Origin of the sequence: Solimonas marina (assembly GCF_012241385.1) — a bacterium.
In the GTDB taxonomy this organism is placed as follows: Bacteria; Pseudomonadota; Gammaproteobacteria; order Nevskiales; family Nevskiaceae; genus Solimonas; species Solimonas marina.
Genome location: NZ_JAAVXB010000001.1, coordinates 97105 through 112709, shown reverse-complemented (window position 1 = coordinate 112709; position 15605 = coordinate 97105). Strand labels below are relative to the sequence as shown.

15 protein-coding genes are annotated in these 15605 nt (G+C 65.5%); 13 read left to right on the top strand and 2 right to left on the bottom strand.

Features of this window, described 5'->3' with window-relative positions:
* Nucleotides 1-16 precede the first annotated feature (16 nt).
* Nucleotides 17-1159, bottom strand: a complete 1143-nt coding sequence (locus tag G7Y82_RS00550; RefSeq protein WP_168146047.1) for an OmpA family protein — start codon at nucleotides 1157-1159, stop codon at nucleotides 17-19.
* Between the two features lie 138 nt (nucleotides 1160-1297).
* On the opposite strand from G7Y82_RS00550, the gene G7Y82_RS00545 reads away from it, so the two are divergent.
* The 6 genes from G7Y82_RS00545 (at nucleotide 1298) to G7Y82_RS00520 (ending at nucleotide 8529) form a co-directional block, all read left to right on the top strand.
* Nucleotides 1298-1456 (top strand): hypothetical protein, encoded by a 159-nt coding sequence (locus tag G7Y82_RS00545; RefSeq protein ID WP_168146046.1) that lies wholly within the window; start codon nucleotides 1298-1300, stop codon nucleotides 1454-1456.
* 102 nt (nucleotides 1457-1558) lie between these two features.
* Nucleotides 1559-2221 carry an outer membrane beta-barrel protein gene (locus G7Y82_RS00540; protein WP_168146045.1) on the top strand — a complete coding sequence of 221 codons (663 nt, stop codon included), beginning with the start codon at nucleotides 1559-1561 and terminating at the stop codon, nucleotides 2219-2221.
* A 108-nt stretch (nucleotides 2222-2329) separates the two neighbouring features.
* Nucleotides 2330-2944 carry a TetR/AcrR family transcriptional regulator gene (locus tag G7Y82_RS00535; protein WP_168146044.1) on the top strand — a complete coding sequence of 205 codons (615 nt, stop codon included), beginning with the start codon at nucleotides 2330-2332 and terminating at the stop codon, nucleotides 2942-2944.
* A 56-nt stretch (nucleotides 2945-3000) separates the two neighbouring features.
* Nucleotides 3001-5475, top strand: a complete 2475-nt coding sequence (locus tag G7Y82_RS00530; protein WP_168146043.1) for an acyl-CoA dehydrogenase — start codon at nucleotides 3001-3003, stop codon at nucleotides 5473-5475.
* A 276-nt stretch (nucleotides 5476-5751) separates the two neighbouring features.
* Complete coding sequence (locus G7Y82_RS00525) at nucleotides 5752-7269, top strand: helicase HerA-like domain-containing protein (protein WP_168146042.1); 1518 nt, start codon at nucleotides 5752-5754, stop codon at nucleotides 7267-7269.
* 123 nt (nucleotides 7270-7392) lie between these two features.
* Nucleotides 7393-8529 (top strand): alpha/beta hydrolase family protein, encoded by a 1137-nt coding sequence (locus G7Y82_RS00520; protein WP_168146041.1) that lies wholly within the window; start codon nucleotides 7393-7395, stop codon nucleotides 8527-8529.
* Nucleotides 8530-8558: 29 nt separating this feature from the next.
* Here the strand turns inward: G7Y82_RS00520 and G7Y82_RS00515 are convergent, their stop codons facing one another.
* Nucleotides 8559-10229, bottom strand: a complete 1671-nt coding sequence (locus G7Y82_RS00515; protein WP_168146040.1) for a cellulase family glycosylhydrolase — start codon at nucleotides 10227-10229, stop codon at nucleotides 8559-8561.
* A gap of 219 nt (nucleotides 10230-10448) precedes the next feature.
* Here G7Y82_RS00515 and rsmG point away from each other — a divergent pair, with 219 nt between their 5' ends.
* The 7 genes from rsmG (at nucleotide 10449) to atpE (ending at nucleotide 15567) form a co-directional block, all read left to right on the top strand.
* Complete coding sequence (gene rsmG, locus G7Y82_RS00510; protein WP_366515583.1) at nucleotides 10449-11102, top strand: 16S rRNA (guanine(527)-N(7))-methyltransferase RsmG; 654 nt, start codon at nucleotides 10449-10451, stop codon at nucleotides 11100-11102.
* Nucleotides 11099-11887, top strand: coding sequence for a ParA family protein (locus G7Y82_RS00505; protein WP_168146039.1), 789 nt, complete (start codon nucleotides 11099-11101; stop codon nucleotides 11885-11887). The genes rsmG and G7Y82_RS00505 overlap by 4 nt, the downstream gene beginning before the upstream one ends.
* The gene (locus G7Y82_RS00500) at nucleotides 11884-12765 is read left to right on the top strand and encodes a type 1 glutamine amidotransferase domain-containing protein (RefSeq protein WP_168146545.1); all 882 of its coding nucleotides are present in this window, start codon (nucleotides 11884-11886) and stop codon (nucleotides 12763-12765) included. The genes G7Y82_RS00505 and G7Y82_RS00500 overlap by 4 nt, the downstream gene beginning before the upstream one ends.
* Nucleotides 12766-12790: 25 nt before the next feature.
* Nucleotides 12791-13633 (top strand): ParB/RepB/Spo0J family partition protein, encoded by an 843-nt coding sequence (locus tag G7Y82_RS00495; protein ID WP_168146038.1) that lies wholly within the window; start codon nucleotides 12791-12793, stop codon nucleotides 13631-13633.
* 336 nt (nucleotides 13634-13969) lie between these two features.
* Complete coding sequence (locus tag G7Y82_RS00490; RefSeq protein ID WP_168146037.1) at nucleotides 13970-14335, top strand: ATP synthase subunit I; 366 nt, start codon at nucleotides 13970-13972, stop codon at nucleotides 14333-14335.
* 26 nt (nucleotides 14336-14361) lie between these two features.
* Entirely contained in the window at nucleotides 14362-15210 is an 849-nt protein-coding gene (gene atpB, locus G7Y82_RS00485; RefSeq protein ID WP_168146036.1) for a F0F1 ATP synthase subunit A, read from the top strand.
* Nucleotides 15211-15279: 69 nt separating this feature from the next.
* On the top strand, nucleotides 15280-15567 hold the full coding sequence (gene atpE / locus G7Y82_RS00480) for a F0F1 ATP synthase subunit C (protein ID WP_168146035.1): 288 nt from the start codon (nucleotides 15280-15282) through the stop codon (nucleotides 15565-15567).
* Nucleotides 15568-15605: the final 38 nt, after the last annotated feature.

The window sequence follows — 15605 nt, the reverse complement described above, 5'->3', positions numbered from 1 at the left end:
TCAGCGCCAGGGCTGTTTACTGCTTGGTGACCTTGAATTCGACGCGGCGGTTTTCCGCACGGCCTTCCTTGGTCTTGTTGGTCGCGATCGGCTTGGTCTCGCCAAAGCCAGTCGCTTCCAGACGCGACGCCTCGATCCCCTGCGAGATCAGATAATCGCGAGCGGCGTTGGCGCGCGCCTTCGACAGCTTCATGTTGTACGCGTCCGGGCCGGTGGCGTCGGTATGACCCTCGATCATCAGGCCCATGGTCGGCTGGCCCTTGAGGCCGGCAGCGATCTTGTCCAGTTCGAGCTTGGACGACGACTTCAGGCGCGACGAGTCGAACTCGAAGTTGATGTCGTGCAGGATGATCTTGGCTTCGCGAATCGCACAACCACGAGCATCGACCTTCATGCCGTACGGCGTATCCGGGCAGGCATCCTGCGGATCCATCACACCGTCATGGTCGCTGTCCTTCGGCGGCGGAGGCGGCGGCAGCGGGCAGCCACGCGAGTCGACCTTGACGCCAGCCGGAGTGCCTGGGCACTGGTCCATCGAATCGATCACGCCGTCACCATCGGTGTCCTTTGGAGCCGGCGGCGGGGGCGGTGGCGGGGGCGGCGCTTCTTTGCCGCCGAGCGAGAACTGCACACCGGCGTTGATACGCGTGTCCATCACGTGGCTGCGGTTGGACTCGACGTCGTTGTCGTAAACCCAGTAACGCGCCGCGTCGACGCGAATCGCCGCCGTCTTGCTCTCGTTGAGATTGATGAGGAAGCCGCCACCAGCGCTCAAATACGGGTAGACGTCGCTGTCGTGCGAGCGGTCTTCATATTCGCCACCGCCACCGGCGAGCAGGAACGGCGAGAACCAGCTCGAGCGCATGAACGGATAGACGGCGAAATTCAGGCCCGCGCCGTACTGGCCGTCATGCTTGGAGCTGTTGTTGCGGCTGGTGCTGAGGCCGTACAGCTGAATTTCCGGGGCGAAATATTCGTTCATCGGGAAGCCGAACAGCAGCTTGCCGCCCAAACCATCGTCAGTATCGCGGGCTTGGTCGGGCCACTCGTAAGTGCCCTGGATGCCCATGTACGGGGTGGTGGTGTCATCCGCCGCCATGGCGGCTTGGGTGCCCCCAGCCAGTAGCGCGAACGCGATCAGCGTGTGTTTCATTTTCATTATTGCTTTCCTCGGGTGGATCCGACTGAAGAAAGTCGCGAGCGCGCTGCCGGGATGCTGCACAACGCACTGCATTGCTCCCTTAACCGTCCCGCGCATCTTGGTCGCGAGCAATGAATCCATCCTGAACCCTGCCGCGTGATGGCAGTCTCGATGACGCAGGTCTGCAGCGGTGTTGCGGCAATGCTCGCACCGCTGCCGGTGGCGAAGCGTCTGCGCCACGCACGATGCGCCGCGGTGAAGAAGCCGGCGAACACGCCGCCGTTGATCGCCCGGCCGTTCAATCTATCTCGATGAAATCGCGGCACTGAAGGCGATGTATCGCTCGCAGGCCTTGCTACACAGCGATACACGAGTGCCGGCCGCCGATCTCTAGACTGCGGTCCAGCGAGGTGGCTCATGAATCGATTGATCGTGGTGATGACGGTGCTGGGCGGCGCGATCGCGGCCGCTCCGGCGATGGCGCAGCAGGGCGCGCTCCAGCGTGGCGGCACATGGGACATGACGGTGCGCGTCAACGACGCGCTCGGCAGTGACGACACCGTGGATGGCGCCAAAACCAGCACCGACAACAGTGTCGGCCTGGGTTTCGGTCTGTTCTACAACGTCGATGCGCATTGGGCGCTCGGCGCGACCTTCGACTGGAACCAGGTCGATTACGACGCGACGATCGACGGCAGCCGCGGCGGTGCGCACATGTCCGGCAAGACCGATGTCGGCATTCTCGCACTCGACGGCACGTACTACTTCAATCCTGGGCCCGTCACGCCGTATCTGCGCGCGCAGATCGGCATGGCGTTCATCGATACCGACATTCCGGATGGCCCGCCGCAGGGCGTGTGCTGGTACGACCCCTGGTGGGGCTATGTCTGTGGCAGCTATGTGCCGACCCACTCGGAAAGTGACGTCAGCTACGGCGCAGCGATGGGCTTGCGCTGGGACGTGACGCGCACGTTCTTCGTGCGCGGCGAGGCCGGTCAGCAATGGATCGACGTCGGCGGCGATGTCGGTACCTACGACACGACGGTGTTCCGCATCGAGGCGGGTTGGCACCTGCACTGAAAATGGCGACGGGCCGCTGCCGCACACACGGCTGAAGCATGCGCCGGCTTGATCCATACGCGTGCGTATGGAAGACTTTTCGCCACACTTGCCGCGTCTCATGCCTTCATGCCGCCAGCCGCCAATGCCGCAAACTCCGCCGAAGCCCGCCAGAGCCTGACCGCGGATGCCTGGGCGGAGGCTGCGCTCGACGCCATCGCCAATGGCGGTCTCGATGCGGTCGCGGTCGAGCCTCTGGCGCGGCGTCTCGGCGTGACCAAGGGCAGTTTCTACTGGCACTTCGCCAACCGCGACGCGCTTCTGCGCGCGGCGCTGGCGCGCTGGGAGCAGGCCGAAACCGACGACATCGTCGCACGGGTCGGTCCCGAGGCCGACCCGTACACGCGCATCGTCAAGCTGTTCAAGGCGGCCAATGCGAGCTACCGCGCCGGCCGTCTGTATCTGGCGATCGCCGCGGCCGAGGACAAGCCCATGGTGCAGGCCTTCGTGCGTCGGGTTTCCGAGCGGCGCATGGGCTACCTCTACGATTGTTACCACGCGCTCGGCTTTGCCGAGGACGAGGCCCGTGACTGGGCGCGCTTTGCTTATGCGACGTTCATGGGCAATCTACAGATCGGCCGCGATACGCCGGACCTGATGCCGACCGGCGAGAAGTTCAGCGAATACGTGAAGTTGATGATCAAGGTCCTGATCCCCCGCGCCACCGGTAGCGCGGTCGATTAGGATCATCCGCGGTTCAGTGCAGGCGTGGCATCAAACTCCGACTTGGGAGATTGAACATGACACTCACCATCGTTTTGATCGCGCTCGTCGCGGCATGGCTGTTCGCCTTCATGGCCGCGCCACTGTGGCTGTGGACTCTCGGCGCCGCCGCGTTGATTGCAGCATTCGGCGCCGTCGGTGCGCTCGGCGCGACCGCGCTGATCGTGGTCGGCGTGATCTTCGTGGTCGTTGCGGCCTTGCTCAACATCGTGCCGCTGCGCCGTGCGGTGCTGACCAAACCGGCTTTCGCGATCTTCAAGAAAGTGCTGCCGGAAATGTCGTCGACCGAGCGCGAGGTGCTCGAGTCGGGTGACGTCTGGTGGGAGGCCGAGATGTTTCGCGGCCGGCCGGACTGGGAGAAGCTGCTGAGCTTCAAGTACACGAAGCTGAGCAAGGAAGAGCAGTCCTTCCTCGACAATGAGTGCGACGAGCTGTGCAAGCTCTGCGACGACTGGAAGATCGAGTTCGAGGACAAGGATCTGCCGCAGGCCGCCTGGAACTACATCCGCGAGAAGAAATTCTTCTCGATGCTGATCAAGAAGGAATACGGCGGCCTGGGCTTTTCGGCCAATGCGCAGTCGGCCGTCGTCACCAAGCTGGCGACCAAGTCGATCACGCTGGCGGTGACGGTGATGGTGCCGAACTCGCTGGGGCCCGGCGAGCTGTTGATGCACTACGGCACCGACGAGCAGAAGAAGCACTGGTTGCCGGGCCTTGTCGATGGCAGCGAGATTCCGTGCTTCGGGTTGACCGGCCCAGAGGTCGGCTCGGATGCCACGGCCATGCCGGATCTCGGCGATGTCTGCGAAGGCGAAATCGACGGCAAGAAGACGGTCGGCATCAGGCTGACGTTCTCGAAGCGCTATATCACGCTGGCACCGGTGGCGACCGTCATCGGTCTGGCCTTCAAGCTGCGCGATCCGGACGGCTTTCTCGGCGACAAGAACAAGGTCGACTACGGCATCACCTGCGTGCTGCTGCCGGCGAGCACGCCGGGCGTTCACATCGGCCGCCGGCATTATCCCGGCGCGGCGTTCATGAACGGCACCATCCACGGCCGTGACGTGTTCGTGCCGCTCGACGCGATCATCGGCGGGCCACAAATGGCCGGCAAAGGCTGGCGCATGCTGTCTGAATGCCTGTCGGCGGGCCGCGGTATTTCGCTGCCGGCGCTGTCGGTCGCGGCCGGCCAGCTCGGCTACCGCATGACCGGCGTCTACGCGCGCTTCCGTCGCCAGTTCAAGGTGTCGGTCGGCAAGTTCGAGGGCGTACAGGAAGCGACCGGCCGCATCGCCGGCCATGCCTATACGCTCGAAGCGATGCGCGTGCTGACGGCATCGGCCGTCGACCACTGCGCGCCGAGCGTGACGACGGCGATCGCCAAGTACCACATGACCGAGCTGATGCGGAAAATCATCATGGACGGCATGGACGTGCTCGGCGGCAAGGGCATCCAGCAGGGGCCGCGCAACTTCATGGCGACCGGCTACAAGGCAACGCCGGTGGCGATCACCGTCGAGGGCGCCAACATCCTCACGCGTAACCTGATGATCTACGGCCAGGGCGCCATCCGTTGCCATCAGTACGTGTTCCCGGAAATGGAAGCGGCGCGCGAGAACGACCTGATCAAGTTCGACAAGCTGGTGTTCGGTCACATTGGCTTCGCTGTCAATCGCGCGGTGCGCGCGTTCACGCTTGCGCTGACCGGCTCGAAGCTGGCGCGTGCGCCGGTCGACGGCGAGTTCGCCGATTACTTCCGCAAGCTCGAGCGTATGTCGTCGGCCCTGGCGTTCACCTCCGATCTGACGATGGGCACGGTCGGCGGCAAGCTGAAGTTCATGGAGCGCATGTCGGCGCGCCTCGGCGACGTGCTGTCGCAGCTCTACATCGCCTCGGCGGTGCTGAAGTTCTACCTCGAAGGCAGCAAGAGCGACGCCGAGCGTGCGCATGCGCGCTGGGCGCTTGACACCTGCCTGTACGAGATCGGCCATGCGTTCGACGGCTATATCCGCAACTTCCCGGTCGCCTGGGCGCGGGTGCTGCTGCGTATCGTCGTGTTGCCGTTCGGCAACAGCTTCAAGCCGGTCAGCGATCGCCGCAATGCGCGTGTCGCCGACCTGATCCTCGAACAGAGCGACGTCCGCGAGCGTCTGTCGTGGCTGATCTTCAAGAATGGCGGTGAGCACGATCCGATCGGCCGCATGGAGCACGCCTGGACGATCAGCCTCAAGTGCGAGGCGGCTTACGTGAAGTACTTCAAGCTCGCCAATCACGGCCAGCTGGCCGGCGATACGGTCGCCGAGCGCCTCGCCGACGCCGTACAGCGCAATTTGATGACGCGTGACGAGGCCGAGCAGGCCAAGGCCTACGACGATGCGCGTTATGACGTGATCCTCACCGACGACTTCAGCAAGGAATACCTCGCCGGTCACTTTGCCGCCGAAAAGCTCAGCGAGATCGAGGAAGCCGGACAGCTCGCGCGCGTCGCCTGAGGCGTCGCGGGCGTCGGCGCGGCGCCGGCCGCGATCACGCTCCAACGAAAAATCGCCGGGAGCGATTTTTGACGTCGCGCCAGCGACGGCCCGCAGGGTGGCCGCCACGGATGGCAGGCCACAAAAAGGCGAAACCGCAGATTACGCAGATTGCGCAGACGAAGGACGCGCAGGATTTCAGGGGGCCATGTCTGCGTCAATCTGCGTAATCTGCGGTTCAATGCTTTTGCAGCGTCGCCGCGCGCTATGCTGCGCGCAGTTCACTTCGGGGGTGCCATGTCCGCTTCGATCCTCATTGGCAAGGGCGAGACGCCGCAGCGGCTGCGCGGCGAATACGCGAATCGTCACGGCCTGATCGCCGGCGCCACCGGCACCGGCAAGACCGTGACCTTGCAGGTGCTCGCCGAAGGCTTTTCGCAGATCGGCGTGCCGGTGTTCGCGGCCGACATCAAGGGCGATCTGTCCGGCATCGCCGCGGCCGGTGAGGCCAAGCCCAAGCTTGCCGAGCGTGCGGCAACGGTCGGTGTCGAGGGCTATGCGCCGGCCGCCTGTCCGACGGTGTTCTGGGACGTGTTCGGCGTGAGCGGGCATCCGGTGCGCGCGACGATTTCCGACATGGGGCCGTTGCTGCTGGCGCGGCTGCTGGACTTGTCCGACGTGCAGGAAGCGGTGCTGGCGCTGGTCTTCAAATACGCCGACGACCAGGGGCTGCTGCTGCTCGATCTCAAGGATTTGCGCGCGGTGCTGCAATACGTCGGCGCCAATACCAAGTCGCTCGGCAGCGACTACGGTCTGGTCACGAGCGGGTCTATCGGCGCGATCCAGCGCGCGCTGCTGCAGCTGGAGTCCGACGGTGCCGAACATTTCTTCGGCGAGCCGGCGCTCGAACTGTCGGAGCTGATGCGCACCGATCTGACCGGCCGCGGCATCGTCAACGTGCTGGCGGCCGATGTGCTGTACCAGAAGCCGCGCCTGTACTCGACCTTCCTGCTGTGGCTGCTGTCGGAGCTGTTCGAGCAACTGCCGGAGGCGGGCGATGCCGACAAGCCAAAACTTGTGTTCTTCTTCGACGAAGCGCATCTGCTGTTCCGCGACGCGCCGAAGGCGCTGGTCGAGAAGGTCGAGCAGGTCGTGCGCCTGATTCGCAGCAAGGGCGTCGGCGTCTACTTCGTCACGCAGAATCCGCTGGACCTGCCGGACGCGGTGCTCGGCCAGCTGGGCAATCGCGTGCAGCACGCGCTGCGTGCGTTCACGCCGCGCGATCAGAAGGCGGTCAAGGCTGCCGCCGAAACCTTCCGGCCGAATCCCAAGCTCGATGTCGCCGACGTCATCCAGCAGCTCGGCGTCGGCGAGGCGTTGGTGTCGATGCTCGGCGACAACGGCGTGCCGGGTATGGTCGACAAGACCATGATCGCGCCGCCGCGCTCGCGCATCGGGCCGCTGACGGCTGACGAGCGCCACGCGGTGATCGGCCGTAGCCCGGTCGCCGGCCGTTACGAAACGGCCGTCGACCGAGAGTCGGCATACGAAAAGCTCGCCGCGCGCGCGGCGCAGACCGCAGCGCCACAGCCGGACTCGGCCACCGCGCCGGCCGGCACCGACACCGGCTGGTGGGACCACGGCGCCGCGCCGCCGCCGGCAACGAAACGCAGCACGCGCAGTGGCGGCCGGACGCGCGACACGGTGATGGAGTCGGCGATCAAGAGCGCCACGCGCAGCGCCGCCTCGGCGGTCGGCCGCGAAATCGGGCGCTCGCTGCTGCGCGGCATTCTCGGGTCTCTATCGCGTCGCTGAGCGTCGCGACGGTGTTGCACGGCGTTACGCGAGATCGCGAGCGCGTGCCTATACTGCGTCCATCGACAAGCAGTGGCCGGCCCGTCCTCGATGCGGGGTTTCGGACCACGCAGGAGGAGTGCAATGGACGCATGGAAGCACCTGACGGTGCTGTCGCTGGCCGTCGCCGGCGTGGCCTGCAGCAGCAGCGATCCGGCGTCGACGAGCGGCAAGCTCGCAACCGAGATTCCCGTGACCCGTGAGGCTTGCACGCCGTTCGGCGATACGCCGCGCCCGGTCGAGACCGTGCTCGACAACGTCTGGGGCGCCACCTGTATCGGTGGGGGCGGCCAGAGCATGGACGACTGGGATGATCCGGACGGCAATTCGCGCCAGGCCTGTCTCTACGAGCCGGCCGCCGCCAGCGACACGCACAAGCTGCCGCTGGTGATCTATTTCCATCCGTCGCTGGTCGGTGTCGACATCACGCTGGCGGTGTCGAACATCCGCTCGCAGCTCGACACCGCCGATCTCACCGGCGATCCGGATCGCCCGGGCTTCATCCTGCTGGCGCCGTACGGCCGCGTCACCGAACGCTATTACCCGTTGCCGGACAATGCCGGCAGCCCCGGCTGGGACAACTGGTATCGCCAGCTCGAACCGGACGTTGCGGCGCGCACGGTCAACGGCATCTCGTATCCGGAAAACGTCGATGCGGCGACCGTCGACCACTACGTGCAGGAGGTCATCGACAGCGGCAAGGTCGATACCCGCCGCATCTACGTCATGGGCTGGTCGAACGGCTCGGCGATGGGGATTCTCTACAGTCTCAATCGGCCGATGGTCGCGGCGACGGCGGTCTATTCGTCGCCCGATCCGCTGGCCGCCTTCAACGACCCCTGCGAGCAGACGCCGGTTGCCGGGGCGCCGACCGACGACACGCAACTGCAGGTGCTGAACCCGTCGGTGCCGATCTATCAAATTCACAACGCCTGCGACATCGCCGGGCTGTGTCCGAACACGCTGCGCATGCGTGATCGGCTGATTGCCGCCGGCGTGCCGTTCACGAACCAGACCATCGACAACCTCAAGCAGTCTGCCGATGCCTGCGAGGACATCTGCGGCACCGATCCGAATGCGGTGCCGGCCAGCCTGACCGATCCGCTCGGTTACCTGCAGGATCTGCCGGGTTACACGCTCGGGACCACCAATCACCTGACCTGGCCGTTCGGCTGGACCGACCAGATGTTCACCTTCCTGCGCGAGCACCCCAAGGACTGAGGCCGGCGTAGACGCCGATCGGCGCCGGCTCAGCTGTGGACACGATAGGCGCCACCCGTCGGGTAGACGTAGAGCTCGCGTGAGCCGTCGTCACGCTTGACGGTTTGCAGCTCGGCGCCTTCGACGCTGATCTCGCCGCTGACGGTGGCCGGCACATAGAGCACGGTGGCGTGCTGCGTGTCGCCGACCGCGACCGCATCGGCGGCGGTGGCCTGCAGATCGAAGCCGGAGTCGTCCGGGTCGTACTGCAGGCTTTCCAGGGTGCCGGCCGTGTACAGCGGATAGGCGCGCGCGCTGAACTTGCGGCGGCTGGGAATCTCGGCCACCTGATCGGGCGCCGGTCCGTGCAGGTCGCAGTAGCAGCTCGCGCTGTCGAGCGCCTGCAGCTGCTTCCAGGTCCACAGCGCGCTACCGATCCGGTACTGGTCGTTATACTCGTAGTGTTCGCGCAGCTGCGTGTCGTCGTTCGGTGTGCCGTTGCCGAACTCGCCGACCCACAGCGGCAGCCCCAGGATGCGCGCATCGCCGGCGGCGTTCGCATAGCTGGCCGACATCGGAAACAGCGGATCGAGCACCTGGCCGAGGCCGGGCACGATGGAGCCGATGATCGCGTTGAGGGTGAAGACGTCGGTGTAGATGTGCGGGGCGTACACCACGTTCGGATAACTGCTGTAGAGCGACCACGGCGTGAATTCGCTGCGCTGGTCGGTGACGTTGCGCAGCGCATCCGGTTCGATGAAGAACAGCTGCTGGAAGTCGGGCAGCGCGCCGGTCACGGTCTTGACGACCTTGGCGTAGAACGGAAACGTCGACGTCAGATCGACCAGCTCCGGCACCACTTCCAGGCCCGGCAGCGGTTCGTTGAACAGCTCGTAGCCGGCCACCGCCGGTTCGTCGTGGAAGCGCTGCGCCAGCGCCAGCACCACGGCGGCAAAATGATCCTGCAGTCCGACGCCGTCGGCCGCTGGCTGGTTCAGCCAGAAGCGCGTGAAGTCCTCCTCGACGGCGAGGTCGAGCTCGCGGGTGCCGGCCATCATGCAGGCCGGCGTCAGGTACTGGCTGGCCCACTCGGGCGCGCCGTCGGCCTCGTGTGCGCCGGTGACCGGATCGGTCAGCGGCGGGCAGCTGGCGTCCGCCGCGGTGTAGACGTATTTGCTCCAGGCGTCCTGATGCAGGTCGATGACCGTGTAGATGCCGGCCTGCTTGAACCAGCCGACGACTTGCGCGATGCGGTCGATGTACTGCGTGTCGATTTCGCCCGGTTGCGGTTCGAGCAGCGACCACGACACCGGCAGGCGTACCACGTCGTAGCCGTAGGAGCGCAGCTGCTGCGCATCGGCCTCGCACACCGCCAACTGCGTATAACCGGCGCCCGGCTGCGGGCACTTGCCATCGGTGTAGGCGGCGGGGTCGATGGGGTACTGCGGCACCAGCGGCGTGTCGTTGTCGACATAGTCGTCGCGAATGCCGGAGACGTTGATGCCGCGCAGCAACACGGTGCGCCCGTACGGGTCGACGATTTGCGCGAGGCTACTGGCGTCGGCCGCCGCCTCGACATGCAAAAAGCGCAGCGACATCGCCGCTTGCGCCGTGGCGTCACCGTTGTCGCGGTTGCCGCCGCCGCAGGCGGCCAACAAGCCGGCGCTCGCCAGCAGCAGAACGATCGTGGCTGTCCCTGAAATGCTGAAGCGGTGCTGCATCGGTCCGTTCTCCCCCCGGTTCACGAGTCGATGTCACGTAAAGCTAGAGCAGCGATAGCGCTCCGCGCTTGACCGTTGCCGCCAGCGACGGGCGGTCGGGCGGCTGTCGGTATACTGCGCGGCCGCCCGTCATCGATCGTTCCGCGTCGAACCTGCCATGTGTTGCTCCGCCATGTTCAATTCGTTGCCGCTGCTGGCTCTCGTTCGGAGTCGCGGCCCGTGAGCGCGCATCCGATGGCCGAGCATCTGGCGCGCGGCGTGAAGGCCCTGGGCCTGGGCCTGGCGCCGACCGTCGAGCCGCTGCTGCTGCGCTATCTCGACGAAATGACGCGCTGGAACAGCGCTTACAACCTGACGGCGATCCGCACGCCGAGCGAGATGGTCACCAAGCATTTGCTCGATTCGCTGGCGCTGTTGCCGGCCTTACAGCGACTGCCTGCATTCCCGGCGCTGCGCCTGCTCGATGTCGGCGCCGGCGCCGGCCTGCCGGGCATCGTGCTGGCGATCGCGGCGCCGGACCTGTCGGTGACCGTACTCGACAGCAACGGCAAGAAAGCCCGTTTCATGCGCCACGCGGCACGGACCCTGGGGCTGGGCAATGTCGAGGTCGCCGAGTGCCGCGTCGAGGCATTTTCCCCGACCGAACCCTTCGCCGTCATCACCAGCCGCGCGTTCGCGGCATTGACCGATTTCGTGTCGGCGACGCAGCCGCTGCTGGCCGCCGGTGGTGTTTGGGTGGCGATGAAGGGCAAACTAGACGCTGCCGAACTGGCGGCCGTGCCGGCCGCCGTGCAGATTCGGGAGTCCGTTCCCCTGCGGGTGCCGGGGCTCGATGAGCAGCGCCACGCCGTTATCGCAAGCCTGAAGACATGAGTCACATCATCGCGGTTGCCAACCAGAAAGGCGGCGTCGGCAAGACGACGACGTCGATCAATCTCGCCGCCTCGCTGGCGGCGACCAAGCGCCGCGTGCTGCTGGTCGATCTGGATGCGCAGGGCAATGCGACGATGGGCGTCGGCGTCGACAAGAGCGCGCTGACGCACAGTGCGCGTGACGTCCTGCTCGAAGAGGCGCCGATCCGCGTTGCGATTCAACAGCTGCCGGAGCTGGGCATGTCGGTGCTTCCGGCCAATGCCGACATGACCGAGGCCGAAATCAAGCTGCGCGATGTCGCGGTCGGCGACTTCGCACTGAAAACCGCACTGGCCGAGGTTGCCGAAGACTTCGACTACGTGATCCTCGACTGCCCGCCGGCGCTGTCGAAGCTGACCGTCAACGCGCTGGTCGCCGCCGACGGTGTGCTGATTCCGATGCAGTGCGAGTACTACGCGCTCGAGGGCCTGTCGGCGCTGATGGACACCGTGCAGAAGATCAAGCGCGTGATCAATCCCAGGCTGGAGATCGAGGGGCTGCTGCGGACCATGTTCGATCCGCGCAACAACCTCGCGAACGACGTTTCGGGTCAGCTGACGCAGCACTTCGGCGACAAGGTCTACCGCACGCTGGTGCCGCGCAATGTGCGCCTGGCCGAGGCGCCCAGCCACGGCTTGCCGGTGATGCTGTACGACGCCAATTCTTCCGGCGCCAAGGCCTATCTGGCGCTGGCCGGTGAGGTGCTGCGCCGTCACGACGGCGGTCAGCTGCGTCTGCCTAGCTGATGAAAGTCCTGCTGCCGCTGCCGCGGCACGACTACGACCCGAGCGAGGTTGCCGTCAGCTGGAAGGCGCTGCGTGACGCCGGCCACGACGTGCGCTTCGCGACCCCCGACGGCGTACCGGCGCAAGCCGATCCGCTGATGCTGACCGGGCGTGGCCTCGACGTCTGGGGCTTCATTCCATTCCTGAGCTGGCTGCGCGTGATTGGTTTGATGCTGCGCGCCAACGGTGCCGCTCGGCGCGCGCACGCGGCACTGCTCGCCGATCCATCGTTTCGTGCGCCACTGCGCTATGCGGCGGTCGATCCGGATGCCTACGACGCCCTGCTGTTGCCCGGCGGGCATGCGCAGGGCATGCGCGAATATCTCGAAAGCGAGCTGCTGCAGGCGCATGTCGCCGGCTTTTTCGACGCCGGCAAGCCGGTCGCGGCGATCTGCCACGGCGTCGTGCTCGCGGCGCGCAGCCTGTCGCGGCGCAACGGCCGCTCGGTGCTCCACGGCCGTCGCACGACGGCGCTGACCTGGGCGTTCGAGCGCCGTGCGTGGGCGCTGACGCGTTATTTCGCCCGTTTCTGGGACGGCGATTACTATCGCACCTACCGTGAGCAGGCCGGCGAGCCGGACGGCTGGCGCAGCGTGCAGCACGAAGTGACGCGGGTGCTGGCGTCGCCGGCGGATTTCGTCGATGTGCCGGACGATGCGCCGCAGCGCTGGCGCAAGACCAGCGGCCTGCTGCGCGACCGTGATGGCGATGCGCGACCGGCCTTCGTCGTGCGTGACGGCCAGTACGTGTCGGCGCGTTGGCCGGGTGATGTGCACACGTTTGCGCGGACTTTCGTGCAAGTATTGAAAGAATGGACACCGTTGAAGCGGGCGGCCTGAAGCGGGCGGCTCCGGAGAGATTTACGTGAGTGCAAAGAAGCGCGGCCTCGGCCGCGGGCTCGACGTGCTGCTGAGCAGCGTCAACAACACGGTCGACGAAGAGGCCGGCGACCAACTGCGCGAGATCGCGGTCGGGCAACTGCAGCCGGGCCGGCATCAGCCGCGCCGGCAGTTCGACGCGGCGGCGCTCGATGCCCTGGCCGAATCGATCCGCGCGCAGGGCGTCGTGCAGCCGATCGTGGTGCGCGCGGTCGGCGCCGACCGCTACGAGATCGTTGCCGGCGAGCGCCGCTGGCGCGCCGCCCAGCAGGCGGGGCTCAAGGTGCTGCCGGCGGTCATCAAGTCGCTGGACGAGCAGGGCGCGATGGCGGTGGCGCTGGTCGAGAACATCCAGCGCGCCGACCTGAACCCGCTGGAAGAAGCCGAGGCGCTGCACAAGCTGATCAAGGAATGCGGGCTGACGCACGAGGCCTGCGCCGCCGCCGTCGGCCGGTCGCGCACGCACATCACCAATCTGCTGCGCCTCACCGAGCTCAACGACGACGTCCAGCAACTGGTCCGTAACGGCCATCTGACGCTGGGCCATGCCAAAGTCCTGCTCGGTGCCGAAGGCGCGCGGCAGTCGTCGCTGGCCAAGCTGACGGTCGAGCGGCAGCTCACGGTGCGTCAGCTGGAAGCCATGGTGCACGCCGATGGCACGGAGCGTGCACGACCCGTCAAGCCGCGGGCACCGGCACTGGAGCAGGAGATCGCACAGAAGATCGGCCTGCCGGTGCGCCTGCAGCAAGGGGAGAATGGGCGGGGGCGCCTGACGGTTTCGTTCCGCAGTGCGGATGAATTGCAGGCCCTGCTCGCCAGACTCGGTTAGTGCCGCTACAATCGCACTGAAATGGTGCAAGGCCTCGCGTGCGGGGCGGGCGCCGAGTCGTCGACATCAAAAGCTGCGGGGTTTCGCTGACGCCCGGCTGACGGATGCAGTTTGCGCGAAGTTGAAAGCTGTTGCGGCCGGTTGCGCGCAACAATGGCACAGTTCGTCGCACATCCGTGACATTAGTTAGCGCATGCCGCGTGCCCGTTCGCGGCTGGTCTCGTATGCACCAATTTTATTGACCTGCCCCATGGCTGCCCGTACAATCGCTGGCCGTTTAGCAGCCCGCCGGTGCGAATGAGCATGTCGCGACGTGCGCGGACCGAGTCCCGACCATTGAGCGGTTCCTCAGCAGCGCGTTCGGTTTGTCTCGCGCAGTTGGTGATCACAGCTCTGGCGGTTCTGGTTTGCGCCGCCTTTTTTGGCAAGTCGCACGCGATCGCAGCGGCCTGGGGAGGTCTGACGGCGGTGCTGCCCACGTTTTATTTTGCTTGGCGCGCGTTTGCGCAACGCCCAAGGGAAGGGGCGGCCGAAGTGGTCGGCGCGATGTATCAAGGAGAGATTGGCAAGATTGCCTTGACGGCCGTGCTGTTCTGGTTTGGCGTCATGCTCTTTGCCAAGCAATTTCTCCCGTTGTTGGGGACCTTCGTGGCCTGTCAGGCAGCCTATTGGCTGGCCCTGGCCCGGGTCGGAATTCGATAAACAAGGCGTTTTCACTGACGAAAGCTATGGCAGCCGAAGAAGGGCACCACGATTCCGGCAGTTACGTTCTGCACCATCTGACCAATCTGCGGTTGGATCTGCACACGATGTCGATCAACCCCGACGCTCAGGGCTTCTGGGTTCTGAACCTCGACAGCTGCATCTTCTCGGTGCTGCTCGGGTTGATCTTCGCGTTCGTGTTCTGGCGCGTGGCGCGCAAGGCCAATGCCGAACACCCGACGCAGACGCAGAACGCGATCGAAATGATCGTCGACTTCGTGCAGAACCAGGTTCACGAAATCTTCCCGCATGCGAATTCCATCGTTGCGCCGCTGGCGCTGACGATTTTCGCGTGGGTGTTCCTGATGAACCTGATGGACATCGTGCCGGTCGATTGGCTGCCGCATGCGGCCGGCCTGGTGGGCGTGCCCTATCTGAAGATCGTGCCCAGCACGGACGTCAACATCACCTTCGGCCTGTCGCTGTCGGTGTTCGTGCTGATGTACATCTTCAACTTCAAGTTCAAGGGCGTCGGCGGTTTCGGCAAGGAAGTGCTGACGCATCCGTTCGGCCCCTGGCTGTTCCCCGTCAATCTGGTGCTGCGCATCGTCGAGGACGTCGCCAAGCCGGTGTCGCTGGCGCTGCGACTGTTCGGCAACCTGTTCGCCGGCGAGCTGATCTTCATTCTGATCGCGCTGATGCTCGGTCAGGCCTTCAACGGTATTGCCGGTGCGTTCCTGGCCGGCGGTGGCGTGCTGCTGCAGATCGCCTGGGCGATCTTCCACATTCTCGTTGTCACCTTGCAGGCTTTCGTCTTCATGGTGCTGACGATCGTGTACCTCGGCGCTGCCGCGGAAGCGCACGCCGACCATTGATGACGTCGTAACGCCTACATCCTTTCAACCAACGCTGTCGTTTTTCGAAGAGAGTTACTGGAGACCCACATGGATATCGCAACCCTGCTCGCCCAAGTCAACGGCTCGACCGTTCTCGCCGTGGGCCTGATCCTCGGCCTCGGTGGCGCCGGCACGGCTATCGGCTTCGGCCTGCTCGGCGGCAAGCTGCTCGAAGGCGTTGCCCGTCAGCCGGAAATGGCCGGCATGCTCACCGGTCGCATGTTCCTCGTCGCCGGTCTGCTCGACGCCGTGACGTTCGTCGGCATCGGTATCGGCATGTACTTCACGTTCGCGAACCCGTTCGCGGCGGCGGTCAAGGCGGCGGCTGGCGGCTAAGGCCGCGGCTGTCCGAGCTTTTCGCCCACCACTACCGG

Coding starts and splice junctions, on each gene's coding strand:
- G7Y82_RS00550 (WP_168146047.1), bottom strand. CDS start 1,159: ATGAAAATGAAACACACGCTGATCGCGTTCGCGCTACTGGCTGGGGGC.
- G7Y82_RS00540 (WP_168146045.1), top strand. CDS start 1,559: ATGAATCGATTGATCGTGGTGATGACGGTGCTGGGCGGCGCGATCGCG.
- G7Y82_RS00535 (WP_168146044.1), top strand. CDS start 2,330: ATGCCGCCAGCCGCCAATGCCGCAAACTCCGCCGAAGCCCGCCAGAGC.
- G7Y82_RS00530 (WP_168146043.1), top strand. CDS start 3,001: ATGACACTCACCATCGTTTTGATCGCGCTCGTCGCGGCATGGCTGTTC.
- G7Y82_RS00525 (WP_168146042.1), top strand. CDS start 5,752: ATGTCCGCTTCGATCCTCATTGGCAAGGGCGAGACGCCGCAGCGGCTG.
- G7Y82_RS00520 (WP_168146041.1), top strand. CDS start 7,393: ATGGACGCATGGAAGCACCTGACGGTGCTGTCGCTGGCCGTCGCCGGC.
- G7Y82_RS00515 (WP_168146040.1), bottom strand. CDS start 10,229: ATGCAGCACCGCTTCAGCATTTCAGGGACAGCCACGATCGTTCTGCTG.
- G7Y82_RS00505 (WP_168146039.1), top strand. CDS start 11,099: ATGAGTCACATCATCGCGGTTGCCAACCAGAAAGGCGGCGTCGGCAAG.
- atpB (WP_168146036.1), top strand. CDS start 14,362: ATGGCAGCCGAAGAAGGGCACCACGATTCCGGCAGTTACGTTCTGCAC.
- atpE (WP_168146035.1), top strand. CDS start 15,280: ATGGATATCGCAACCCTGCTCGCCCAAGTCAACGGCTCGACCGTTCTC.